General features: G+C 49.6%; 17 protein-coding genes. 5 read left to right on the top strand and 12 right to left on the bottom strand.

The features are described from left to right. Positions 1–8: 8 nt before the first annotated feature. Positions 9–3,113 carry a SusC/RagA family TonB-linked outer membrane protein gene (locus tag KK078_RS18165; protein ID WP_254091727.1) on the bottom strand — a complete coding sequence of 1,035 codons (3,105 nt, stop codon included), beginning with the start codon at positions 3,111–3,113 and terminating at the stop codon, positions 9–11. 570 nt (positions 3,114–3,683) lie between these two features. On the opposite strand from KK078_RS18165, the gene KK078_RS18160 reads away from it, so the two are divergent. Together KK078_RS18160 and KK078_RS18155 are read left to right on the top strand one after the other, a co-directional pair. Beyond that, positions 3,684–5,738: a hypothetical protein gene (locus KK078_RS18160; RefSeq protein WP_254091726.1), complete on the top strand. Its 2,055-nt coding sequence runs from the start codon at positions 3,684–3,686 to the stop codon at positions 5,736–5,738. Positions 5,739–5,799: 61 nt separating this feature from the next. Next, positions 5,800–7,257: a hypothetical protein gene (locus KK078_RS18155; RefSeq protein WP_254091725.1), complete on the top strand. Its 1,458-nt coding sequence runs from the start codon at positions 5,800–5,802 to the stop codon at positions 7,255–7,257. Here the strand turns inward: KK078_RS18155 and KK078_RS18150 are convergent. The 8 genes from KK078_RS18150 to KK078_RS18115 all read right to left on the bottom strand — a co-directional run bounded on the left by KK078_RS18150 (position 7,254) and on the right by KK078_RS18115 (position 19,411). Further along, a complete protein-coding gene (locus tag KK078_RS18150) occupies positions 7,254–8,183 on the bottom strand; it encodes a hypothetical protein (RefSeq protein WP_254091724.1) in 930 nt (309 codons plus the stop codon). The genes KK078_RS18155 and KK078_RS18150 overlap by 4 nt on opposite strands. Before the next feature lie 17 nt (positions 8,184–8,200). After that, complete coding sequence (locus KK078_RS18145) at positions 8,201–9,673, bottom strand: eCIS core domain-containing protein (protein WP_254091723.1); 1,473 nt, start codon at positions 9,671–9,673, stop codon at positions 8,201–8,203. A gap of 152 nt (positions 9,674–9,825) precedes the next feature. Beyond that, positions 9,826–11,757 (bottom strand): adenylate/guanylate cyclase domain-containing protein, encoded by a 1,932-nt coding sequence (locus tag KK078_RS18140; protein ID WP_254091722.1) that lies wholly within the window; start codon positions 11,755–11,757, stop codon positions 9,826–9,828. A gap of 23 nt (positions 11,758–11,780) precedes the next feature. Then, positions 11,781–11,999 (bottom strand): hypothetical protein, encoded by a 219-nt coding sequence (locus KK078_RS18135; RefSeq protein WP_254091721.1) that lies wholly within the window; start codon positions 11,997–11,999, stop codon positions 11,781–11,783. Beyond that, positions 11,996–14,167 carry a xanthine dehydrogenase family protein molybdopterin-binding subunit gene (locus tag KK078_RS18130; protein ID WP_254091720.1) on the bottom strand — a complete coding sequence of 724 codons (2,172 nt, stop codon included), beginning with the start codon at positions 14,165–14,167 and terminating at the stop codon, positions 11,996–11,998. The genes KK078_RS18135 and KK078_RS18130 overlap by 4 nt, the downstream gene beginning before the upstream one ends. Before the next feature lie 6 nt (positions 14,168–14,173). After that, positions 14,174–14,659 carry a (2Fe-2S)-binding protein gene (locus KK078_RS18125; RefSeq protein WP_254091719.1) on the bottom strand — a complete coding sequence of 162 codons (486 nt, stop codon included), beginning with the start codon at positions 14,657–14,659 and terminating at the stop codon, positions 14,174–14,176. Between the two features lie 120 nt (positions 14,660–14,779). Then, positions 14,780–15,811 (bottom strand): helix-turn-helix domain-containing protein, encoded by a 1,032-nt coding sequence (locus KK078_RS18120; protein WP_254091718.1) that lies wholly within the window; start codon positions 15,809–15,811, stop codon positions 14,780–14,782. A gap of 189 nt (positions 15,812–16,000) precedes the next feature. After that, positions 16,001–19,411 carry a TM0106 family RecB-like putative nuclease gene (locus tag KK078_RS18115; protein ID WP_254091717.1) on the bottom strand — a complete coding sequence of 1,137 codons (3,411 nt, stop codon included), beginning with the start codon at positions 19,409–19,411 and terminating at the stop codon, positions 16,001–16,003. 407 nt (positions 19,412–19,818) lie between these two features. Here KK078_RS18115 and KK078_RS18110 point away from each other — a divergent pair, with 407 nt between their 5' ends. Beyond that, positions 19,819–20,292 carry a hypothetical protein gene (locus KK078_RS18110; protein ID WP_254091716.1) on the top strand — a complete coding sequence of 158 codons (474 nt, stop codon included), beginning with the start codon at positions 19,819–19,821 and terminating at the stop codon, positions 20,290–20,292. A 31-nt stretch (positions 20,293–20,323) separates the two neighbouring features. Here the strand turns inward: KK078_RS18110 and KK078_RS18105 are convergent, their stop codons facing one another. Both KK078_RS18105 and KK078_RS18100 read right to left on the bottom strand, forming a co-directional pair. Beyond that, positions 20,324–21,454, bottom strand: a complete 1,131-nt coding sequence (locus tag KK078_RS18105; RefSeq protein ID WP_254091715.1) for an acyltransferase family protein — start codon at positions 21,452–21,454, stop codon at positions 20,324–20,326. Between the two features lie 274 nt (positions 21,455–21,728). Continuing rightward, positions 21,729–22,601, bottom strand: coding sequence for a LysR family transcriptional regulator (locus tag KK078_RS18100; protein WP_254091714.1), 873 nt, complete (start codon positions 22,599–22,601; stop codon positions 21,729–21,731). 136 nt (positions 22,602–22,737) lie between these two features. Between KK078_RS18100 and KK078_RS18095 the strand changes: the two genes are divergently transcribed. Beyond that, a complete protein-coding gene (locus KK078_RS18095; RefSeq protein WP_254091713.1) occupies positions 22,738–23,166 on the top strand; it encodes an EthD family reductase in 429 nt (142 codons plus the stop codon). On the opposite strand, the gene rlmF is transcribed toward KK078_RS18095, so the two are convergent. Next, entirely contained in the window at positions 23,147–24,178 is a 1,032-nt protein-coding gene (rlmF, locus tag KK078_RS18090; protein WP_254091712.1) for a 23S rRNA (adenine(1618)-N(6))-methyltransferase RlmF, read from the bottom strand. The genes KK078_RS18095 and rlmF overlap by 20 nt on opposite strands. Positions 24,179–24,312: 134 nt before the next feature. Between rlmF and KK078_RS18085 the strand changes: the two genes are divergently transcribed. Next, on the top strand, positions 24,313–25,321 hold a 1,009-nt coding region (locus KK078_RS18085), incomplete at its 3' end, for an RNA polymerase sigma factor (protein WP_254091711.1).

The raw sequence follows: 25,321 nt of genomic DNA, 5'->3' as shown, positions 1-25,321 counted from the left end.
TTAATAATTTAAAAATCGACTTCGATGCCGGCAGAAAAGGTCCTCGCCTGGGGCAGCGTGCCCAAATCAACACCGCTGTTCAGGGGCAGGTTGCCAAATGCGTTTACGTTTGGATCATAGCCGGAATACCCGGTCCAGGTAAACAGGTTGGTACCTGATATGAATGTACGCACAGACCGCACCATGACGCCCTGGGGGAGATGAAAGATATAACCGAAGCTCACATTCTGCAGCCGGAGAAACGACGCATCTTCCACGAGCCAGTCAGGCACGCGCTGGTTCAACCGGGTAGGGTTTGTGGTGGCCCTGGGCAGCTCATTGCTGGTGCCCTCACCGTGCCACCGGCCATTCCACGCGCTTTGCAACAGGTTGTAATTTGCCGTGGTGTTGTTGATGCCCACTACCCACCGTGTAAGGTTGATCAGCTCATTGCCGTAGCTACCAAAGAGGCTCACGCCAAGCGAAAATCTTTTGTAGGTAAAGTTGGCATTGAAACCGAAACTGAAGTCCGGACTCGGGTTGCCGATAGCGGTCTTGTCTGAATCATTGATCTGTCCATCACCGTTTTGATCTACCCACTTCACGTCGCCGGGCCGCACAAGCGACCGGGTGTTATCATTGGCCAAACCGGGATCTGTATCGATCTGCTCCTGGTTTTGATAGATACCATCGGTTTGGTATCCCCAGAAGGTGGAAATGGGCAGGCCGGGTTTTGCCACATGCACCGGCTGACTCAGCAGCACGCCGCCGCCGGCAAAGTATCCGCGCCCGTAAAGTACCTCTGCGGATCCTATATCGACTACCTTGTTCCTGACCATGGAGAAATTGGCACCCAGGGTGAGATGGGCTTCTCCACGATGATACGCGTCAAACGCCGCCTCGATATCGATTCCCCGGTTTGTTACCTCACCGAGATTGGTATAGTAATTACTGTAGCTGGCGGATCCAGGCAGCCCCAGGTTGATCAGCAGATCGGTCGTTCTCTTTTTGTAAAGATCGACCGACAGCGTCAGGCGGTCTTCCAGCAGCCCCAGGTCGGTCCCTACGTTATACTGTTGAGTTTTCTCCCAAATCAGATCGGGGTTGGCGAAATCTTCCACGACATATCCGGGAACGATATCCGTGCCGATCACACTGTAATTAATGCCATACTTCGCCCGGGTAGCACCGATGGCCACGTTCTCATTACCCGACAATCCATAGCTTGCCCTGAGCTTGACAAGGCTTAAGAATTTGAGATTGTTCTGGAAGAATTTTTCGTTGGAGACATTCCATGCCAGACCCACGGAAGGGAAAAGCTGCCATTGATTTCCTTCGGCTAAGCGTGACGCGCCGTCGTAGCGACCGGTGAGCATGACGGTATAGCGGTTGTCATAGGAGTAGCTCGCACGCCCCAGCAAAGACGACAGTGCCCTGTTGTTCGTACCTGTATACATCCGGCCGGGAGAGGTGGCGCTTTGTAAATTATAGTAACTCATGGCGTTGGAAGGAAAGTTCTGGCTGGTGTTGCTCGACGATTTATTTTGCCATTTCTGATACGAGTAAACCACCACCGCGTTGAGACGGTGCTTGCGCGCAAAATCCTTGTTATACGTCAGCAGGTTGTCCACCAGAACATTGGAGTTTGCATTGTCTGCGCGGCTGCCTGACCCGCCCGGCGCGCTGTCGCCAATGAATGTTCCGGTGGGGTAATAAATTTCGCGCAACGAATACAGGTCGTTCACTCCTCCTCTCAATGTATAGGACAGATTTTTATTGATCTTATACACCACATCTACGTTGGCGATGATGGTACGCATCTGCGTCCTGTCTTTGACCAGTTTTGTAATGAGCGCGGGGTTGTTGACATAAGTTTCGTCGATATCGCCATTTGGGTCGTAGGGCTGCTGCAGAGGATTAAACGATAATGCACCCAACACCACGTTTGAGCCGAGTATGCCTGTCCAGTTCGACTCCTGCCCGAAGTTTCTGTCGGCAAGGGAGAGATAAGACCGCACACCGATTGAAAGTTTGTTGGTGACGTTTCGCGACAGGTTGACGCGCAACCCGTATCGTGTAAAATCGGCGTTCTTCAGGATGGCGTTGTTCCTGGAATAATTCGCCGTAATAAAGTAACTGCTTTTGTCGTCTTTCCCGGAGAACGTGAGCTGATGCTGCTGCGATACAGCGGCATGATAGATCTGGTCCTGCCAGTTGACATTGGTAACTTGCGAGATCGAATCGAGCTGACGGGCCACATATACAGAGTCCAAACCGTCGTTCAATGCGGCTTCATTCCTGTAATTCATGTAGTCGCGTGAACTCAACATGGGAAGCTGTTTAGGCAAATAACTCACGTCAAAACGATTGGAATATGTTATTTTGTCTCTCCCCTCTTTGCCCGACCGAGTGGTGATCAATACCACACCATTGGCACCCCTCGATCCATAGATGGCTGTAGATGAAGCGTCTTTCAAGATTTCGATGGATTCAATGTCATCCGGATTGAGGCTTGCCAGCGGGTCAGCGGGTGGAATATCCGTACCCCCATCCATGCCTATACCTGCCTTGGTTGCGCCCAGGCCAGACTCTATTGGCTGACCGTCAATAACAATGAGAGGTTGGCTGCTGCCGGTAATGGAGGTCATGCCGCGGATATTAAAGGTCATCCCCGAGCCGGGTTGACCAGTGTTATTCATGATCTGAACGCCGGCAATTCGTCCCTGCAAAGCCTCGGACACGGATATCACCTTGTTATCCTTGGCATAGTCCGTGCGTATGGTGCTGCTGGCCCCGGTAAAGTCGCTCTTTTGGATCGTGCCGTAGCCTACCACCATAACTTCCGCCAGCGTGCTGACGTCGGGCTCCATAACGATATCGATTTGCGCCCTGTTGTTTACGCGCACTTCCTGTTTCGCAAAGCCCACATAGGATACCGCCAGCACGGCGTCACGCTCCACTTTTATCTTGAACCGGCCATCATTATCGGTGATCGTTCCGTTATCGGTGGTTCCTTTCACAAGAATGGCCACGCCAGGAAGCACATCGCCGTCTGTAGAGCTTATAGTGCCCTGGATCTCGATCTTATCCTGTAAAATACCGGCTGAGATCTCGCCGGAGACACGGAGTGCCATTGGCCTGGCCGACAATTGCGCAAAATCGAGAAACACCGGCAACAGTATTACATACCTCAAATGCTGGCGGCATCTCCGACTTAACTCATGAAGGACATTGACTGTAGAATTGTGCATATTATAGGGTTTACTGTAGATCGATCAAACGCTTCAGATTTTCACCGAATACGTTTGCAAAACTACTGGGAACCCCAAAAGCGGCCTGTCAGTATTGTAGAATTTGCTGTCAAGATTGTAGCCGGTGCTGTTTTTGCCGGCCGACGGACGGGCCGGTGGCTACGAGTTCGCTCGTTCATAAGGGGGGAAGGGCGCAGAGACCTCCGGATAAACAAAAAGGCGACGCCCCCGTAGTCACCTTTTTCCAGAACAATCCCAAAAATCACCCAACATTCCCAAGCACCGCCCATAATGGGGTCAAAAAAAACATCACTCTCCGGATATCTCATCCAGCAGCGGAATTATTCCCCTCATATCCTGATGTTCATGCCTCCATTGTGTTTAAATTGGTATGCTATACTTGTATGTTCATAGTTACTGGTGATCACTGAAACTCAAAATAAATGTAAAAAAATGTACGCAGCCAAGAACCGGGACACCCAGGACATTCGACACACAGAACAGGTAAGCAAAAACCAAGATCAGGGGACTGCTTTTCACCTGGCGGATAACCGACCGGAAGCCCTTCAGATTGAAAGGCTGCAGAAAATAGCTAACAATAGTTCACAGGCCAACGATCTTACCCAATTCCTAAAAAGATCCGGTGAATATGCTGCCCGCCAATACCGTAGTAATAAAGGACCGGAAAACGGAGGCATGCCGGCACAAAAGCCCCTTCAACCTACAAATACTATTCCCCCTTCACCGGTAGCGCAACGCAGACGTATTCATTCGGCTTACCATGGCGATTTCAATTCAGAAGACCTGACCAGGGAAGAGATCGTTTCAATATATAAACAGTTAAAACGGATCGGTGGGGATAAATCAACGATACAAGATCTGGTCAAAGCAATGAACAAAGGTGAATATGATGGGTTCCCCATCGATGTCGACTCGCTTGACGAAATGAATCGGAGCCTGTCGGAGATAATCACGATCAATAAAGGCCCCGACCACTCTCCCGACCTGGATGCCGAGCACACCGTAGGCCTTGAAGTTGAATTCGGATACCATCAGAATCCGCTATTAAATTTTACACACATCGAGTTAGCCCGCAGCAAGAAAAGATCGCGCATAAACGACCTGCCCTTTAAGCTGGAAACAGACTCCGGCAGCACCGTGGAAATTGTCACCCCTCCGCTTTGGATGGCTCCCGAAGAAGAAGCCGAAGCGCAGGCAGACCTTGAATCGTTTGCCAAAGCCAGTGTTAGTACTCCTTTGACCATTGCCCAGTGGGTGGCGAAGGCAAATGCCACCTATCCGATGGAACTGGAACCTGTTCCCGAACAAGAGATCAGGACAGGTGTGAACAAATATAACGTCGACGAGGGCGTTGATATTAAAGCGGCCGTGGGGCAGTCGAAGCGTGAGACCCTACGCAAGGATATCGGTGACACCCTGTTATCCCCCAGTCAAAAAGATCCCACAGGCGCCCATACACAGCGCAATAAGGCCATTTCGATAGCCGAATACGGAAAATCAAGATCTGATCTGTATGAGAAGATCCGGAATGACCTGGCGTCTTTTAGCAGCGACCCCGAGTTTCCTAAAATGTTCTTAACAAGCCATGGCCTTTGGGATGACGCCCTCGGAGGACCGCATACCGATGTAAACGCTATCAATGCAATGATCTTTTTGGCAAAACGTAAACATGCCCAACAGCCTCCGGATACAGGCAGCGCGGCGTACATGTGGCAAAGTCATATGCAGTGTGTCGCCCGCATTTTCTCCGCGCTTGCCAGACCTCTGCCTGAAAAAATAAAAAATCCGTTTGGCGCTGAAGCTCCTGACAACACCGGCCCCATCTGCACCCTCATCGGCGAAAAATCAGTTACCGGTGCCTTAGCGAGCATCGGTGAAAATTTCCAGTTTATGCTACAGGAAATAGCCTGGGAGTACCAGGACCCTTCCGTGCTCAAGGTCCAGGAAACAGATTCGCTCACCGTAAAAAAGGTAAAAGCGATGGCAAGCTGGCACAGTTCAGTGAAAGACATCACGGGGAGCTGGTTTAAGGGTGATCTTAAACAAGTGCTCTTAAATGAACTTGTACAATTCTCCATGGCAAAGACACGCGGACAGCTTAGAAAAGCTGTGATCCCTTTGTGGAAGCAACAGTTGCCCGCGCTCATGGCTCCCTACTTAAAAACACTGGAAGGACTCGGGGTAACCGTTCAGGGACAACGCATCACCGCCATCTCTGATGCCTGGCTAAAATTACCAATACCCGATCCATTAATGTATATCCAGCAATGGGAAGCAACGATAAATTCTATTTGCGATCTTATACAACAGGTTATGGAGGCGAAGTCAAGCGAAGATCATACGGATTATTCCTTTAGCGCCCCCGGCTTTCTTAAAAACTTCAATACCAATCTTTATAACGGCCGTGAAGACACCATGATCAGTAGTCAACACCTGGTTCGTTTTCCGCAGGGCACGGAACACCGCTATGTAGTGGAGAAACGATGATTCATCATAAAAAAGCAACTATCGACGCACTGACCGTTGACAGAAAAAAAAGAAAAAAAAGATGACCACTTATACTGATAATACGCATACGGATAAGAATAAGTCAGTAGCGCAGCAGATGGCTCAAATGAAAATCAACGGTAAGCCTGCTTTTGAAATTGTCGATAACCGGCCTGAGACTGTTGCCTGGAAAAAGTTACGGAACATCGCTACCAGTTCGCAAACGGCGCAAAGCAGGTATATACAGGTCACGACCGATCGCATGCAGGCAAAACCGACAGTTCCATTTCAGTCGGCAGAAAACACATCTGAGCACCCCATTCAACGGGCGGTCAACGACAAGCTGGCCCCCACGAAATTCAACATGGCCGGAGAAACAGATCACCGCGAATCTGAACTGGAGGTTTCTGATAAAAAGGTGATGACAATGGCGAACATGGCACAAAAGCCATATTACGCGGAAGACGCATTTAATATCACAATAGGATCAGATGAAAATAAAATCAATATCACGGGTGACACCCCGCTTCTCAGCGACCTGCACGTTTACGAGTTGGATGGAAGAAAGAGACCCCTTCAACTTCGCGGCAATGAATTGACAGAGTTCCATGGAGGGGTCCTCTCATCGCTGAGCACTGCGGAGCCAACACAGGAAGATCAGATTGGGATCACGGAAGACATCACGGGAATTATAAAAGACATTAAAGATAAAATAGTGGAATGGCTTGTTTCAAATAAAACGCTTACTACCGATATATCCGAGTACCTTGACGGAGGAAGTGACTACGGCATAGGACCAAGAACCCATCAACGGATTGACGCGTTGACAAAGCTGATGCACGAATTACGTGACAACAAACAGGCAATAGGTGTCAACAGCCTGGTAACCAAGCTTGAACAACAAACAAACGCCAGCGATCTTAAATCTTCCGACTGGAATGCGTATCCTACTACGTGGGGCAAACTCCAGGAGCAAATTACAAAGATCGACCTTCTGGTCGCCGGTCTCAAAACCACCATGCCGGAAGTCTTTAACAAAGACATCGTCTATGACACTGAAAAGCGGGGAGAAGATACCAGTGCGGCAAGATCCATGGTCATGCACAAAGCTGCGGTCCAGGCGGAGCAGGCCGGCGTAACGGCCCTCTGGAAAGTAGGCAATGCTCACGTGAACGATATCATCAACAATAAGCCGGGGGAATCAATAACTTATAATCTCATTCCCGGTGACCGTTGGAATAAACTCGTGACAGAAGCAAAAAAACCGACCGTGCACGAAGATACACCGGTTGTGAGAGGTCAGCAGCGTGCTCCGCTCGTGCTACCCGCTCCAAAAGGCCACGCGTATATCGTCAAGGCGGCAACCGATTTACCCGACGGCACACACCTGGACAAGGGCGACCAGGTATACATCATTTACACCAGCGGAAGCATCGGTACCATCCGGCTGCTTCAAGGAGGCCCCCAGCCATCAGGTGAAATGGATCTGAAAGGAATAGCACTGACAGCTATTGATTAACGCATCTGAACGGGGCCTTCACCGGTTGCTTTCGTCTGCGTAGTGGCATCATCCTCGTCTTTCATCCATTCATTTTCGAGTCCCATCCCGAGTAAAGGCTGCCTCGTCACTACTCCTTTTTTCTTTGCAGGGGCTTTTATAACGTCTTCCTCGAGCGGTATTGTTCCATAAATCGTTCCTGTCTGGGCTTCTATATAGGCAATTTCCGCGTTACCTTCAGAGCGATCATGAACAGACTGCCTGGCCGTGATTTCCCAACTGAGAAAGTGTCCCTCGGGTATATCACCATCATCAAAACCGGAGCGATCGATAATGATCGCTTGATTGTCCTGGTAAGAGTTGGGCGCTTCTTCCCGCGACCAGTCTTCCAATGTTCCGGCATTTGTAGAGCTGTCGACTTCTACCCATTCTGTTCTATCATCGCTCATTTTCCATTCGGTGTGCCTACCTGTTGTATACTGCCGCACATCAGCATCGGTGGCAGTATATCCACCATTGTCGTAGAACTCCGCATACGTTGTAATATCAAAACCCGGCCTGCCGGGTTTATCCCATTCAACATTTAGTGATTTTACGGCAGCTTTCAATTGTAGTGGATCATTAGAGGGATAAAATGAGGTGGACCGATCGTCTTGTAAAACATTCTGTTGTCTGCCTTCGTTGCCCAACGAATAACTCTCAACTATTTCGTTGCCGGCCGCCGGCCGTTTTACTTGTGGGCTGTTACCGGCCATTGTATGATAGGTTTTCATTTGCTTAACGGGGAGACTATTATTTATAACTCCTTGCAGCCTTCGCAGAGTTATGGCCTCCGGGCGATTGTCTCTAAACTGAAAAACAGGCCCTTTACTTTGATCCTTCTGAAAAGCTTCATTCGCAGCCGACCCGCTTCTTTTCTTGTGTGTTTTATCCGCGTATGTATTCATACTCATTTATTCGATTGCTACTGCATAAAGGTAGCCACTGCTTCATTATACGAATCCATCGGCTCGGCATGATACTTTGCCTGATCACCTTCTGCCGCCATTTTCATTTCGTCAAAATGTACAAATCCCACCTTCCACACGGCTACCTGTTGGAATTCCGCCTGGGCTGCTTTATGGAATTCTACCGACCGGCTCATGGATGCTGCCGATGCCATGTGTTCCGGAGATAGTTCGCGGAACCATTCGTCCTGTTCTTTGGTGGGCGCTTCGCCGGTTAATAAAAAATTTGCACGGGCGTTCAGCTTACTCACATTGTCATGCATGTCATTTTCACATGACAGCAGCAGGGTGATTAGCTCTTCAAAATTCTTTTTGTCGGGGCGACTTTTGACTTCCAGTTTCTTTTGCAGCGTGTCGATGGCACTGGTCACCAGAACAGTCTTTTCATTCAATGCATGACGGATGTCCTGAAAAGTTTTATCTTTTACTCCAATATCTTCATTAACTAATATATATATCACGTCTTCTACATTGTTCAAGGTATTTGATATCTCTTTCAGCACGTCCCCATCGCCCGCCTCATTGTCAGGATTGTACATCTTACGGATATTTCCGACAAGGAAATTCACATCGTCATAAATCTTGGCGGCTGCAAATACGACTCTCTTGATGGGGTTATCCGCAGGCTTTCTCTCCCGGGTCTCCGGGTCCGTATATGAAAACTGGTATTCCTCGTAATAAGCTTCCCTGGGTAGCCCTATGGATTCATTATAATCTTTTTCACGTTCGCGAATAGAACCTGAAATTCCGTGATCTTCTCCAACAACATTCAGTTTATCATTCTGTAGCTTACAACTGATCACGTGTTCTCCCCGGGCGTCAAAATCAATATTTTGCTTTTTTAGCTCAACCTTCCCTTGCACCACCGGATCTGATCCTGTTTGCGCAGCCTGCAGGCCCATCCTATCCGCTTCATGTTCCAACGTTGTATCGATATTGACGTTCATACCCTTCATTTGCGTTGTCGCCTTTACTCGCCCCTGTTTCTGTTGCACCACGTGCCAGGCTTCGTGTGGCAAATGTTTTTCCTGGCCGGAAGCGACATGTATATCCGTTCCCCGCGCATAGGCATGTGCATTAAGCCGGGCCGGCTCGGCAGAGTTGTAATGTACTTTCACATCATCCATGGCATAGCCCGAGAGGTTTTCGATGCCTGATTTAAGGGTATCGGGCAACCCGGTATTATTTTCCTTCCGCTGAATCGCTTGCTGCTGCACGGGGTAGTTGGCTGCCATAGCTTGCCATGGAGCCCGCTGTTTCGCCTGCAGGCTATTGTCCGCCATCGCCTGCAGCTTTCTCAGTTTCACAGCTTCGGGCCGGTTGTCCATCGACTGAACAGATGAATGACTACTGCCCCGTGGTTGAGCAACGGCAGATGCAACAGGCTGTTGTTTGTTTTCCCGGTGGGCTTGAGTGTGCTTCTTTTCCATGTTCATTTCTTATCACATTACCGCCAACGTTCCATGTGAGCATCCGCTTAGTACTGCCTGCAAGCAGTTTACAGTTAACAATATACAAGGAAAGTAGCATAAAATCTATACCTGATTGTATAAAACCGCTGATCCGGGACGGCGATCAGGCTTCATCCACGTACCCGCTTCATCAACGCTTCATATCGTGGATCGACTTTCAATTCTTTGAAAGCGGGGTACTCCAGGTATAACGCCGGTGTCGAGGCTCTTTTCTTTAAACTTTCTTCGATATAGTAAAAAGTCCTATCAAAGTCACCCAGGCCGTACCAAATTCCCGCAAGATCGTTATCTAACACTACGCCGGGTTCTTCCCGTTGACGTTGTTCTATCTTGCGAATGCATTCCAATGCCTTTTCACGTTCCCCCAACTTTCCGTATGCGTAACCTACACCCATCAATCCTTTTAATGGATGGTTTGTGAGGCGATGTGTTTCTAAAAACAGCGGTAGCGCTTTCGCCCATTCGCCTTTCATGCCGGTGCTCCATGCTTTCAATTCGATACTGATGCGCATGGCAGGATCCATGGTCAGGAGTTTATCCGCCTGATGAATCGCATCATCATATCGTTCATTGATAACGTAGATATTTCCCAGGTGGTGTGTAACAAACGGAGAGAGCGGATCAAGCTTGGTGGCTTCTTCCATCACTACGATGGCTTTTTCTTTCTTGCCTACAATGACATAGTAGTAGGCCAGCAATTGATAGGCGTTTGTGGCGGTAGGATTAAGGTGTATGGCTTTTTGTAAAGCATCGTGTGCTTTTTCCCATCTCCATTCATAATACAAATACGCCGCGGCCTTCGCCATGTACCCCTCGGCAATAGTAGCATCCAGGTGCAAGGCCATATCTGCATGTTTATGCACAAGCTCAAACGCCTTTTGGGGCACCATTTGTCCCGTAGATCCCAGGTGGGTATAGGCACGGGCAATCATCGCGTGTGCTTGCGCATAGGAAGGTTCAAGCGTTATGGCGTTTTCAAGATATACAATGGCCTGACGGGTATCCGCTGGCGTTAGTTTATTGAAAGCATGAAGGCCTTTAAGATAGAGGGTATACGCTTCAATATTTTTAGTGCCTGTCCGGGACGGGCTTTCAGCGTGATCCGGTGATAAATTCTCCCTGAGCCTATTGGCAATGATGCCGCTGATCTCATCCTGTATTTCAAAAATATCGGTGAGATTGCGATCATAGTTCTCACTCCAAATATGATAGCCATCGGCAGCATTAATTAACTGCGCCGTTATACGCAGGCGATTTCCCGATTTCCGAACACTTCCTTCCAGTATTTTGTCAACATTCAATTGAACGCCAATATCCCGCACGTCGATGTTCTTTCCTTTGAAAGCGAAAACAGAAGTTCGCGACGTCACCTGGATATTGTCTATTTTGGTAAGCGTGTTCAGGATCTCTTCTGTAATTCCATCGCTGAAGTACTCATTGTCGGGGTCCGCGCTCATATTGACAAAAGGAAGAACGGCAACTCGGTTTACGGGTGTCCGGGTCTTTCCTTTTAATGCAGCCCGCGACGGAACGATAATCCCGTCATTCGTAATGGCAAAAACGCAAATCGCTTCTTTTACGTTTTTGAATTCGAAGAACCCCAATTCCAACGTAGTGATATCGTCCTGGTTTTTAATTTCTTCATACACCTTGCCGGAAATAAGAATGCTGCCCGGTATAGCGGCCGATTCGATGCGTGACGCTATATTCACGCCGTCGCCATAGATGGATTCGTCTTCCACGCTCACATCGCCGATGTGTATGCCGATGCGGACATCAACACGAGGTTCTTCCTGTAATTGTGTTTGTATTTTTATGCCACAGGATACAGCCTGACGGGCGCTGCTGAAAATAACCAGTGAGCCGTCGCCATAATTCTGGAGTATTTTTCCTTCGAAGGTTTGAACGGTGCCGGTCAATATGTCTTTAAATCGCTTCCGCTTCAGCCGGGCAAGCTGTTCGTTTTCCTGCATGATGGCGGTGTACCCGGTAATGTCTGCAAATAGAATGGCTGCCAATTGACGCATGGCATAAAAATACATAAAATTGCTCAGTTGATTGCATCTTATAAAAGGGGTACCCCGGCGCCAACGATATGGAGATAGCCGCAGACGTCTTGCAGCTCCGTTCCTACCTTTTCAAATAGCCTACAGCATGCCGGGTGAAATTGAAGAAGCTGAAGACTGGGTACCGCCAAAAATGGCTTTGCCCCTGACGCCGCATAAGATGCCGCTTCAAAGTCGAGGAAGCCAGCAAATTTGCCGATGATTTTGATTTCCGTCATGTGATGAGGTTGGTGATGTCGATCGGTAAATTGCGCTTACGGATACCCGTAGCGGCAAAAATAGCGTTGCCCAACGCCGGCGCAACCGGTGGAAGCCCGGCCTCTCCCACACCGCCCGGGGCTTCCGCATTTTCCATGATGTACACCTGAATCTTTGGCGTTTCATTTATTCTGAGAATGGGATAGTTGTTGAAGTTGTTTTGCGCGCAAACTCCCTTATTGAAAACAATTCCCGGCTTAATCGCAGCTGTGATGCCCATAATGATGTTGCCTTCCGTCTGTGCTTTTACGGTGTCGGCATTTACATACATCCCACAGTCGATGACAGAAACTATACTGTCGAGCTTTACACCATGACCGGATTTTGTGGCCGTGATGCAGCATGCTACGATCGTTCCGAAAGCACGGGTGATGGCAATACCCCGACCTGATCCTTGTGGAAGTTTCTGATGGTAGTTTGTTTTTTCGGCAAGCGTGGTAAGTACTTTTCTGAACCGTTCGTCTTCAAGAATGTCAAGGCGTGCCTCCAGTGGATCCTTTCCTGCAAGGTGCGCGAGCTCATCGATGAAACATTCCTGCCCCCACCCAATGTTCGATGCATTGACCGATCTCCACCACATAACAGGAATGATCGTTTTGACATTCGTCCAACTGACCTTATGCGCTTCGATGAACATGTATTTGTTATTGCTCGGGCTCGACTCCTCTCCTATCCATGGATCGGCTTTATCGTCGGCAAGTCCTTTGAATACCTGTCCCAGGATCGACTCTCCGATCATATGATGATGGTAACCCTTGATCTTTCCATCTTTCACAAAACCTTGCATGTGACTGAGCAATGCCGGGCGGTAGGGACCTTGACGAATATCATCGTCGCGTGTCCAGATCACTTTTACGGGGACCTTAAGCTTGTTTGAAAGAAAACACGCTTCCTTTATAAAATCCATATAAGCTTTCCTTCCGAATGATCCGCCCATCAATGCTACATGAATTTTCACCTTGTCCGTTGAGATGTTCAGATAGCGGGCGACCTCTTCCAGTGTTTCACCCGGCCCCTGAAGCGGTGCCCAGATCTCTACCGAGCCATCTTCTTTCACATGGGCTGTTGCTGTTTCCGGCTCGATAGGGACGTGCGACAAGAACGGCGTTTCATACGTCAGATCCAGCTTCGATTGTGATGTTTCGAACTTACTTTGAAAATCGTTGAACTCTTCGAAACGAATACCCTCTTTCTTCGCAGCCGTGTAACACCGGCCCATGTATTCTTTATTATCGAGTGTTGTATCCAGTCCATTTTCATCCCAGGTAACGTTCAACGCAGACCTTCCTTTGCTTGCCGCCCACCAGTTGGAGGCAATCACCGCCACCGAATCCGCGGTGGTATAGATCATGGTGCGCTCGCATGGCAGCGTCTTGATTACGCCAGGAATTTTCATCGCTTCGGAATCATCAATGGATACAAGTTTACCGAATATCATGGGGCTATGTAAGATGGCGGCGTAGACCATTCCGGGAACATCGATGTCGAGTCCATACACGGCTTTACCTGTCACGCGGTCATGCAAATCGAAACGCCTGGCTGGTTTGCCTAAAATTTTGAATTCGTGTTTTTGCTTGAGCACGGGCTCTTGCGGAACATTGAGTTTAGATGCCGCCTCGACCAGCTCACCGTAGGTAAAACTCCGACCGTTGTCTTTCCGAAATACTTTAGCGTTTTCGGCATAGCATTGCGTTGGCGATATGCTCCACTTCCCGGAGGCTGCTTCGATCAGCATTTCCTTTGTTGCTGCGCCCGCTTTACGAAGCGGAAGCCATAGTCTTCGGATTGAGCTGCTGTTTCCAGAAGTCTGGGCGCCGTACTTACTTTTGCCATCACTCTGGATGATCGTGACGTTCTCCAGATCCACTTCAAGTTCTTCGGCAATCATCGCCGGCACTGACTGAATGGTTCCTTGCCCCATGCACGGGCGCGGGTTTATAATAGTAATCGTGTTGTCCGCGCCAATCACGATAAAAGGATTTATTTCTACCGGAAGCGCCGCAGCGTTGTTGGCCGAAAGGTTAAGAAGATTTGCCTTCGCGTCGAGTCCGATCAATAGACCGAGTGTTGCAAGACCTGAAGTCTTAATGAAATCTCGACGATTTGTTTTGGGTGATTCTGCCAGCATACCTGATTATTTATCTCTTGTCACAACTTCAGCCTCCATTTTTGCAGCCCGATAAATGGCCTGCCTGATGCGTTCATAGGTTCCGCACCTGCACAGATTACCCGCCATGGCAGTATCGATGTCCTTGTCTGTTGGATCCGGGGTTTTTCTCAGCAGCGCCACGGCGGACATGATCTGTCCGGATTGACAATAACCACATTGAGGGACTTGCAATTCCAGCCAGGCCTGCTGCACGTTGTGGAGAACTTGTTCTCCTATCCCTTCTATTGTCGTGATCTGTGCTGTTGCCGGGACCGTGGAAATTTTCAACTGGCAGGAACGCACCGGGCTTCCGTTCAAGTGAATCGTGCAGGCACCGCATGAGGCGATCCCGCAACCAAACTTGGTACCCTTCAGTCCCACATAGTCTCTCAACACCCATACCAGGGGGACATCGGAATCCGCCTCAACGCTGTGTTGCTTTTTGTTTATCGTCAGGATGTATTTGGGCATAGCGATAATTTGTTTTAAGCGAATAAATACGCTCAAAACTAGCATAAGTCTGGGGCCGGATCTGCCAGTAACGTTGTAACCTCTGACGGAAGTGTAAATCCGGTAGTAAAAATGGGCATTTTACGCCTTCCTAAGAGACTTGCGGAAAGCTGAAGGTGTGGTGGATGTGACTTTTTTGAACGCGCCGTTAAAAACCGAAAGGCTGTTGAACCCGGTCTCAAAAGCTATGGTTGCAATCTTCTGATTATCATACGCGGGATTTTCAAACAGTGCTTTAGCATCACTGATCCGGTAGCTGTTGATAAAATCCGGGAAATTAAGGCCCGCTTTTTTGTTGATCGTTTCGGAAAGCAGATTCGACGTGACCATCAGCTTGCCGGCAAGTTTGGGTAGGGTCAAGCCGGGGTCACGGGTGGCTTGGCCCTGGGATAACAATTGTTGCACCCGCGAATAACAAACATCAATCTGCGCTTGGGTAAAGGAAGAGCTTTGGTATTTCGTTTCGCGTATAAAAATAGAACTCTCCTTTAAAGCGAGGAAACTCAGAAAACAAATCACCACGGAAAACAGTACGGGAGAAGCGATATAGGGAACAATCCCGAATACGAAATTGCCAAGATAACCGAACCAAACAACTGTCACGCCTGATATCAGGCTGATGAGCCAAAGACGCTGAATCTGGGAAAGAGAGCTTTGATGTTTTATTATCAGGTGCACGCAGAAAGGCAAATACACCAGCATCGACAAAAGGGAAATTGCATAACCATTCTGGTTCATCCAGAAATAATCGGTGAGAACCGGGCTAAGCAGCAGCGCAATAATACAAGGTACCAGCTGGATAAAATCACGGCGCCAGGAAAACCGATACTCTCTGTTTGCAAATGCATTGAGATAGAGCCATAGCAGGGGCATGATGGCCAGGTTAGTGCCAAACCCAAAGTTCATCAGTAGGTTAGGAATTACATGGCCATCCGAAAAATAGTATCCGACTGATTTAAATATCCTAATCGCGAAAGCGATCAACAACAGCGCCAGTAATACATTGGCGATCGCGCGCCCTTTGCGGATAGTGAAAAGGTAAACCCCAAAAAAAACACTTTGAAAAGCGCCGATACAGCTGGTGACCAAAATCATTTCGAACGGCATCTTCATAAGGTTCTACATTAGCACTTCCGGCTTTACAACTGAAGCATCATAATAGAAAAACGGCTCGTCACAGGAATGGTTTGAGCTTTTTGGCAGGTGAAAAGGTGCGTTCGACCGTTTAGACTCGGAATTGTTCACATCCCATACGTAATGCCCACAGAAACAAAGGGCATGACATTGTGTATGTAAAGCCTTTTAAATGTCTGCAATGGTTGTTGCCAGTTCTTTGAACCGGCAAAAGTTATTCGCCCAGCTCATCTGTTGTATCGTGTTACACTCCGGTTCGAGAAGCCGCGGAGAAGACACCAATATGCAAACGCTCTTCGCTCTACTGGTCGCTACGTTAAGCCTGTTGGGGCTAAACAGGAACCCCATGCCCCGGGGAGCGTCCTGTACCGACGAGCTCGCCATCGAATAGATCACCACCGGCGCTTCCTTCCCCTGGAACTTGTCCACCGTCCCCACCTGAAATCCCGGCAGCCGTTCCGTGAGCGTGGCGACCTGGGCGTTGTACGGCGCCACAATCAAGATATCGTCTTTGGTGAGCGCTTTCGCTGTACCGTGTCGGTCTGTCCACTGCCCCCCTTTCAAAAGCCGCTTCGTGATTCTTTCCACAGCATAGACCTCCTCTGGTGAGCTGTTCTGATTACCGGTGTGCTCGATCGGTACGTAAAAGAGGCCAGCACCATCAAAAGCAGCAGTCCCGGAAACAACCTGTGCTTCCAAACCCGGCAAGGCGGTCAATTTACCATCATAAAACAGCTCAGAGGTGAAGCCCGCGATGCCGGGATGTATCCGGCGTGTAACGCCGAGAAACAACCCTTTTCCGGGGGGCATCGTCGGTTTACCCTCCAACAGGTGCGTGAGGGCTGCCACATCGCTTCCTTCGGGATGGGCGCCCCGTTGTGGCTGCTCCAATTGTTGCGGATCACCCAGCAGGATCAGGTTCCTGGCGGCACGCGACGCGGCAAGGGCCTGCGACAGCGACATCTGTCCGGCCTCATCGATGAACAGGTAGTCCAGGGCCTCGATGCATTTATTGTCAGACCAAAGCCATGCCGTCCCACCAACCACCGCTCCTGCTCCAATAGACTTGAGCACCTTTTCCGCGTTGTCCAGCTCGTCTATCCAATCCGGCATATACTCCGTCTTGCGGCTACCCTTATGGGCCAGGGAAACCTCGACGCCTTCTGCGACAGAAAGCTCATGAACCTTTTCCAGCAATGTGATGATCACCCTGTGGCTAACAGCTGTAACGCCTACCCGTTTTTTCTCCTTGATCAGCTCCAGGATCATCTTTGCGCCGGTATGCGTTTTACCCGTTCCCGGCGGCCCTTGAATGGGCAATATACTTCCATCCAAGGACAGGGCGATACGGATCGCCGCCTGGTCTACCGTTTCTTCCGGTAACAGCTCGGCACCTGCCTGCCCTCCCCGCAGCCGCGGTCGCCTGCTCATCAATAGATCCTTGGCGGCCCTGTACGGCGAGCGCGGGGGATCGAGCCCATCGTCTATGATGCTGTTCGCCAGTTCCATCAGCGACGTCCAAAGGGCATCCGGGTCCACCCGATCGTAAATATGCACGGCGACAGGGTGTATATCCACAGTAGCTCCCTTCTTCTTAATGCAGACTGCATTTTCTTCCAGCACCACGGATTCGATGGTACCGATCTCCCGTCCGACTTTATCCGTGTCGCTTATGCTATTCACCTCCATGAGCTTCTCCCCCGGCTGAAGGCCGATCTCCTGAAAAGGAAAAGTATATTTGTGCGTTGGCAGCCGCTCCTTTCCCTTCGGTGGAATCGCCTCCACAAACACCAAGCCCGTAATGGCTTTTCGCTCGTCCAACAGGTCTTCGTGCTCCATCTTCTGCAGCCTGAAATGTTCCCACCAAACCGTTTTATCTTCCCTTCGGAAGTATTCGATCTGATGCGCCAGAAGCCACTGCGCCTGCTGTACGTCCGATCGCCCTTCTGCCGGAATGTTCTTGACCAGCGCATCATACAGCGCACGCGAACGGGCTTCCTGGACTCTCAGGTTTTCATTGGGTTCCTGAGGTTTAGGGACAGGCCGTTGAATCTCCATCCCCTCCTGCACCAACGTTTCACGCCGCTTCTCCAGCCAGTCGTGCAATGCTTCTGTTGCCATGCAATCATCCTCATTGTAGACCTCCAGGTGTGTAACGGTTTCAGCGGCGAGCGACCTGAATTCCTGCAACTCGAGGGCGGCCTCTACGTTCTTACGCGCCATGCGTGCATCCGGCAGATCGAGCTTTCGCGTATAGCGCGTAAATTGCTCCAGCGCTTTCAGCGAGTACTGTTCTACGCTGGCCAACAGGGCCTCCTTAAAAATCGCGTGCAGGTCGACAAATCGATCCGCGCGAAGCAGCTCATCTACTTCCCGTTCGTACCGGGCATGCGTACTGGCCAGCCGTTTTACCGCGGACGCCTCGTACGGGGCAAAATGAAAGATATGAAGATTCGGATGAGCCTTTAGGCGTTGCAGGAGAAAACCCATGAAGGCCTCAAAAGCGTTCTTTTCCTCCAGGCGGTTGGTCGCCCAATGGTGCTGATAGGTAGCGGTATTGTCTTTTTCGCGGAAGGCATAACCGAACAGGTATTCCAAGCCGCCGTCCGGATAAAACGCGTCGCCCTCGATGTCGAAGTATACATCGCCCGGGTTGGGCACTGGGAGCCGATTAAATCCACGATCTTTTTCCAGCGGCAACAGCTTATACTCTAATGCACTACGCTCCCTTCCGCTCAACTGAACCTTAGCCTGTTGCTGTTTCCTTTTAAGGATCTCTTTGTCTCCCCGCTCCGGCGCCGCCAGTGTCGCCCGGGCAAACGACTCCAGCGTGTGAATATCCTGTCGTTGCAATTCCTCGATGTGCAGCGTTCGAATCCCTGCCACCAACGAGAGATAGTCGTCATCGTGACGCTTTTTATCGCATACCGGCCACCAATTGCAGATATCACAATGAGCGACCGGCTTTGGATAGGTATCCAATAGGGGCCCGTCCATGATCCTCGTCAAATTACCTTTCACGAACCGATAGTAGGCTTGAAATTCCGCATATCGGTATTCGTCCGGCAAAAATCCTTCTATCGGTTTGACAACATACATTTTCTCCGGGATGCTCCCCTGCATCGCTGAAAGCAGGTCGGTATAGAGACACAGCTGAAGAATGGTACCCGCCCGTGTATTCAGCGACAATTTTGTATCATAAACTTCATATTCCCAGGCGCCAAATCTGCTTTCTCCAGGCCGCTTAAGCAAAACATCGGCAATTCCGCTCCATCGCCCGTCTTCAAGCGGGGCCTGTACGATCACATCGATACCTTTCGCCATCGCCGCCACTGTCGAGGCTGTCGGCTGGTTTTGAAGATTGATAACCGATAGGCCTTTGTGCTCCAGGTACTCGACAAACGCCTGCTCATGCTCACGGCCCCGCTTGATGAGTATCTCCAAAGAGGGGTCATTCCTATAGGGACTCCTGAATTCCCCCAAAGTCACCCGGCGGTTCAACTGCGTCAGGTGAGGACAAGCGAGATGTCCGTAGAGGTCCGTAGCAACCAGCTGAAAGGCATTCTCAGTATATTTCATGTGTTCACTCTTGTCATTCTCTGTTTCTCAAACAACCACTGATAGGGTATACATCGGGCACCGCACCCGTCACTTCGAAGAGATGTCAGCTATTTTACTTAAAAAGTACGAGCTTTTCAGTATCGCTCGTATAAAATTACGCCGATTGTCTCTGTAGAAGGTGTTATCCACCAGGCAAGAATAAAAATTGATCCCGTTACCTTTCTCAAAATCAATATTATTTTTCCGTACTTTAGATATACGTCAGGTTGTTTGGTTTATCATTTATACGATCATTTCCCGTCTTTTTGACAACAGTTCGAGACAGGTACACTCAGAAAAACGATGCCCCCGGGCACGGGCTGGCACTCCCGACACAAGTAGACATTGATTATGAACTCTGCTATATCACCTAAACATCAGTGACCATGAAACCCTTTTTTAGAACAGTTATGTACGCCGGACTTCTCGTGGGTACAACGGACCTCATCGCCGCGTACATCAATCAGTTCATGCTAACCGGGAAATTTGCCGACAAACTACTTCAGTATATAGCGGGCGGAGCGCTCGGTCTGGAAACATCGTTGCAGGGCGGTTTATGGACGTCCGTACTCGGGCTGTTCTTTCATTACTTTATTGCCACGGCGTTCACCTTGCTGTTCTTTCTGCTCTATCCAAAATTCCGACTGCAGGCCTACAATGTTTTCCTCGTCGGTTTCCTCTATGGCGTCTTCGTCGGAATGGTGATGGGGTTTGTGGTGCTACCGCTCACGCCTTTGCCCAAATTCCCGTTCGACCTGCCCCGGGCCGCGGTAGGTTGGTGTATCCTGGGCGTTGCGCTAGGAATCCCCGTGGCCGTTATCGCCCGACGCTTCTACCGCCAGAGGCATACAGCGGCATAGCCGGATACCTGTCGCACGCCGTGGCGGGGTACTATTTGAACTTCTTCCGAAGCCAGGCCCTTACCGGTTCGTCGTATAACTTCAAGCTCGCATACGCTACGATAAGCGCTCCGACAAAGGTAAGCAGCGCGTACGGCCAGGATTCTGTAAGGGAAATGCCCTTGTGATCACTGACCCATGCCACATAAAAGTATACAAGCGTATAGTGCGTCATGTATAAAGGATACGATATATCGCCCAAAAATCTACAGATCCTTTCTTCCGAAGGGTTCTGAACCCTCCCGCTCGCTCCGAGGTACACGATGACGGGAAAGATAAAAATTATGCAAACCGACTCATAAAGCCCATTCATCCATAAATGCTCTGTCCCTCCTATCCTGGGCATGAACAGCACAGCCGCCAGTAACAGGCTGCACCATAGAAAAGCATTCTTGATATAGGTTGGTTTTGCTATGCGCGAGAGCAACAGTCCAGCGAAGAATGGAAAGATGGTACGCGTCAAGCCGACACGCACCTGTTCGGGGGTGAGCGTCCATCCGCCGGTGACATCGCCGTTGGGATTTGTTACGGCAAAGTGGACAAGCGCCGCTGCCGCCAGTACGACCAGAACCGATAATGCTTTCTTCGATAATTTCCGGATACCGATCGCATAGAGAAAATTGGCAACGTACTCGAAGAATAAAGACCAGCCTACGCTGTTCAGGGGGTGCATTTCCTGCCAACCTCGGATATCCATCGACAAAGGTACGGGTATCAGTGTGAATCCTATCAGCATCACCACCACCAGCTTCCACACCGGCACAGTGTGGATCAATGGCCAAATGGTCGAATCCGTAAAATAAAAACCTATCGCTCCCATCGCCATACCCAACACCACAAGCGGTTGAAGCCGCTCTAACCGGCGCCGGAAGAATCCGCCCACAGTCAGCTTGGTCCACCGGTCATCGTATGCATAGCCTACCACAAAGCCGGACAAAAGAAAAAAGAAGTCTACCGCCAGATAACCGTGATTGACCAGTTGTGTGACATGGCTCGTGGCATGCGGCTCGCAAAGATGGAAAGCAACAACAATCATGGCCGCCACACCGCGCAGGCCATCGAGTATCAGATAATGCGGCTTTGTGGGAAGGGCGTTGTTATTCATATCTCTCAGAAACTCCAATTTGTTTAGCTTGGGCGCTCGTATGGAGGAACATTTAACCATTTTACCAAGGGCGCATAACGGCAAATATGAACGACAGAAAAGGAATGCTAATACATTAACTCCGCAACCGGTCGAAATCTTATTTGAGCTTACGCTGCGCTACGTTGTTACTCCAACTCACGCAACGCACTGGCCATCAACGATGAAAGGAGGATGCGTCGGCAAATAGCGCTCGCGCCATTTTTTCAGATTGATCCGAATGATGGCGGAACACGGTAACGCGAACACGCTGTCAGATTTGAATCCCGGTCATTAGCTCGTAAAACTTCTTTACGGCTTTCTTTTCATAGGCTTCCCTGAGTGATATGATCATGATCGTTCGCCGCATGTTCTTTCCCTCGATTGGTATCCCTACCACGTGCGGGTCGTTTACACTGGTTTCACTCAAAATGGTATGCCAATGCCCCGTCTTTACGATTTCAAATAAAGTAGGTATGTCGTTTATCTCCATACAAATATTCGGATTCAATTTCTTCTGACTGAATGACTCGACAAAGAATTGAATCGTGCTATATCCACTGAACGGCAAAGCCAATGGCAGTTCGGCAACTTGTTTAAGGGAAATACTGGTTTTGCCGGCAAGTGATGATTTTTTGGCCGTCACCAACACCATATTTGAGCTTAAAAGTGTTTGATATTTTAAATGCGGTTGCTTGGTTCTTTCATAAAAAGACAACACAAAGTCAAAATGATGCAGCTCGAGTTTTTCGAGAAGATCTTTTGTAGTACCAAAAACAACCTGAATTTTGATGTTGGGATACCGCCTGGCAAACTGGATCAACGCTTTGGCAAAAGGAATGCGCATGGAGTAGATTACACCGATCGTAATTTTTCCCGTGTTCAGATTGTTCAAATCCTTTAAAAGCAACAATCCCTGGTTCGCTTTATTTATACTCTGCAAAGCATATTCGCTAAACATCTCCCCCGCCTCGGTAAGGATTATCCGTTTGCCGATCCGATTAAACAACAAGATATCCAATTCTTCTTCCAGCTGTTTGATCTGCTGTGATAACGTACTTTGACTGATATTCAAAGCCTTAGCAGCATCGGTAAAATTCAGCAATTCCTTTGCTTTAATAAAGTATTTAAGCTGTCTCAGCTCCATATCTCTAAATCGGTTCCATCGATCGATGTTATCGAAAAATACCGTTTTGTAAATATATGTCTTCTTCAGACATTTGAGTATAAGGATTTCCGCTGAGGATTCACCGACCTATGTTCAAACAACTAAAAAAGAAACAATGAACGGTAGACTCATACTATCACTTCTTCTTCTGACGGCGAGCGTCGTTTCCTTTAGTCAGGAAAAATCTCCTCGTAAATCAAAAAAACACGATGCTGCGATCACTGAGAAAGGACTGATCAAAGTATCCGTCATGTACCCCTTTGCTGAAGGTAAAACATTCAATATGGAGTACTATGAAACAAAACATATGCCGATGGTTGCAGGATTTCTAGGCTCGAATCTGGTTAAGTATACTATTGAGAAAGGCCTTGGCAGCGGCATTCCCAACCAACCGCTGCCGTACATGGCAATCGGAACATTCTATGTAAAGAGCCTGACTGAGTATCAGGCGGCCATAGCCCCGAACAGGGATGCCATACGAGCCGACTTTGCGAATTACACAAGTATAGCACCGGTCATCCTGGTCAGTGAGGTGGTTCGGTGAAGCCGTCCCATCTTGTTTGCACCCAACTGCGCTGCTGTTCCGGCGTTAGGAACGTCCAGGCGACGATACGACTTATCTTATTTCCGTGAGACATGGGGATCGTTCTCACCTCACTGGCCTTTGCCTGTTTAAGCGCGGTGTAAACGTCTTTCAGGTTGGACGACTTCGAGATCAAGGTAGAAAACCAAAAGCAGGACAATGAAAATCGCTTACTCTCGTTGATCATCTTCCGAACGAATTTCTCCTCGCCCCCTTCGCACCACAGCTCACTGTTCGTGCCTCCGAAGTTAAGGGTTGGTGTAGTAATTCGCTTGTTATTCAGGTTGCTTACTTTACGAAGCGATCCCGATCGCGCCTCCTGTAAGGAAGCATGGAACGGCGGATTACAAATTGTTAGATCAAAGCGCTCATCCTTCTGGATAATGTCGCGAAAAATATCCCTGGTATTGCGCTGTAACCGAAGCTCTACCTTTCCGCGCAAGGTAAGGTTGTCGTGCACTATTTTATCGGCGGATTTAATAGCCGCTGGTTCAATATCGGACCCGATAAAGAACCATCCATATTCTTTATTTCCAATGATCGGGTAGATACAATTTGCTCCGACACCAATATCGAGGCACTTTATCTTGCTCCCGACCGGAATTATTTGACCATTACAGCTCCCCAGCAAATCGGCTATATGATGTATGTAATCAGCTCTTCCCGGCACCGGCGGACACAAATAACCCGAAGGAAGATTCCAGTGATCGATATCATAATAATGCTTCAACAGCGCCCGGTTCAGCATCACTACTGCCGCTGGATTTGAAAAGTCGATCGATTCATCCTCGTACTCATTCAACCGCACGAATGGCGCCAGTTCAGCAAACGTATCCACGAGCTCGTGGAAATTATAACGCTTGCGATGCCTGTTCCGCGGGTGTAGACCAGGCTTTTCGTCGGGATGCTCTTTCTTTTGTTGAAGTTTCAAAGCCTTACTATGGTTTTCATGCAGCGCAAAATGCTCAGGCAAAGAAAATACTTATTTTTATTCCGCCGGCTAGGCAACCGCAGGCATTTACCAACGTTCCCAATAATCCTTAGTCAAATTTGTATATTTCGAGGTAGCCACGTTTCTTATCACGCCGTGAAGCCGCCAACCAGCACATGCCAAACGTTCAGGAACATATCTCTCAGCTTGTAGGCGAGCTTTATCACAACAAGTCGCGCGCCGTATTTGCCACACTGGTCCGCTTGCTGAACGACTTTGACCTTGCCGAAGACGCCATGCACGATGCTTTTAAGGCCGCGCTTGAGCAATGGAAAGAAAAAGGCATTCCTTCAAATCCGCTGGCGTGGCTCGTTTCCACAGGCCGGTTCAAAGCAATTGATCGCATCCGGCGCGAATCAAAATTCGACCCGTTGCACGAGCAGCAGGCCTGGCAAATCGAGGCTGAGGCTATCGATCCTTCGGGGCTGGTCGACAAAGCGATCGAAGATGATGTGCTCCGGCTCATCTTCACCTGCTGTCATCCCGCGCTGTCACTCGATGCACGCACCGCCATGACCCTGCGGGAGGTCTGTGAGCTGACCACCGAAGCGATCGCCCGCGCATTTCTGGTTACGCCTTCTACTATGGCCCAACGGATCGTCCGTGCCAAGGCCCAGATCCGGGAGACAAAAATACCGTTTGAAGTGCCATCGGGACCAGATCTGCCGGACCGGCTCGGGGCTGTACTCCAGGTGATCTACCTGGTATTCAACGAGGGCTATTACGCTTCCTCCGGCGAGTCGGTGACCCGCGTCGACCTTTCAAACGAGGCGATCCGGCTGGGACGCCTGCTGCACGTCTTGCTGCCGGCCCCGGAGGTCACCGCACTGCTTGGCCTCATGCTCCTGCACGAATCCCGGCGACCGGCCCGCACATCCCCCACAGGCGACCTGATTCTTTTAGAAGACCAGGATCGCGCGCGTTGGGATCGTACCATGATTGACGAGGGATTGACGCTGGTAGAGCAGGCATTTTCCTCCCAACCACCGGGCCCCTATGCGCTACAGGCCGCCATCGCGGCCCTGCATGCCGAAGCCGCGCGCCCCGACGCTACGGACTGGGCACAGATCACCGCGCTGTATAGCCCGGGCTCTGATGCACATCTCCGAGCCCCCGCGACGTCTG

Source organism: Dawidia soli, from assembly GCF_018598185.1.
Classification (GTDB): Bacteria; Bacteroidota; Bacteroidia; order Cytophagales; family Cyclobacteriaceae; genus Ohtaekwangia; species Ohtaekwangia soli.
This window is presented reverse-complemented; position numbering and strand designations above follow the sequence as displayed.

Coding starts and splice junctions, on each gene's coding strand:
- KK078_RS18165 (WP_254091727.1), bottom strand. CDS start 3,113: ATGGCACTCCGTGTCTCCGGCGAGATCTCAGCCGGTATTTTACAGGAT.
- KK078_RS18160 (WP_254091726.1), top strand. CDS start 3,684: ATGTACGCAGCCAAGAACCGGGACACCCAGGACATTCGACACACAGAA.
- KK078_RS18155 (WP_254091725.1), top strand. CDS start 5,800: ATGACCACTTATACTGATAATACGCATACGGATAAGAATAAGTCAGTA.
- KK078_RS18150 (WP_254091724.1), bottom strand. CDS start 8,183: ATGAATACATACGCGGATAAAACACACAAGAAAAGAAGCGGGTCGGCT.
- KK078_RS18145 (WP_254091723.1), bottom strand. CDS start 9,673: ATGGAAAAGAAGCACACTCAAGCCCACCGGGAAAACAAACAACAGCCT.
- KK078_RS18140 (WP_254091722.1), bottom strand. CDS start 11,757: ATGTATTTTTATGCCATGCGTCAATTGGCAGCCATTCTATTTGCAGAC.
- KK078_RS18135 (WP_254091721.1), bottom strand. CDS start 11,999: ATGACGGAAATCAAAATCATCGGCAAATTTGCTGGCTTCCTCGACTTT.
- KK078_RS18130 (WP_254091720.1), bottom strand. CDS start 14,167: ATGCTGGCAGAATCACCCAAAACAAATCGTCGAGATTTCATTAAGACT.
- KK078_RS18125 (WP_254091719.1), bottom strand. CDS start 14,659: ATGCCCAAATACATCCTGACGATAAACAAAAAGCAACACAGCGTTGAG.
- KK078_RS18120 (WP_254091718.1), bottom strand. CDS start 15,811: ATGAAGATGCCGTTCGAAATGATTTTGGTCACCAGCTGTATCGGCGCT.
- KK078_RS18115 (WP_254091717.1), bottom strand. CDS start 19,411: ATGAAATATACTGAGAATGCCTTTCAGCTGGTTGCTACGGACCTCTAC.
- KK078_RS18110 (WP_254091716.1), top strand. CDS start 19,819: ATGAAACCCTTTTTTAGAACAGTTATGTACGCCGGACTTCTCGTGGGT.
- KK078_RS18100 (WP_254091714.1), bottom strand. CDS start 22,601: ATGGAGCTGAGACAGCTTAAATACTTTATTAAAGCAAAGGAATTGCTG.
- KK078_RS18095 (WP_254091713.1), top strand. CDS start 22,738: ATGAACGGTAGACTCATACTATCACTTCTTCTTCTGACGGCGAGCGTC.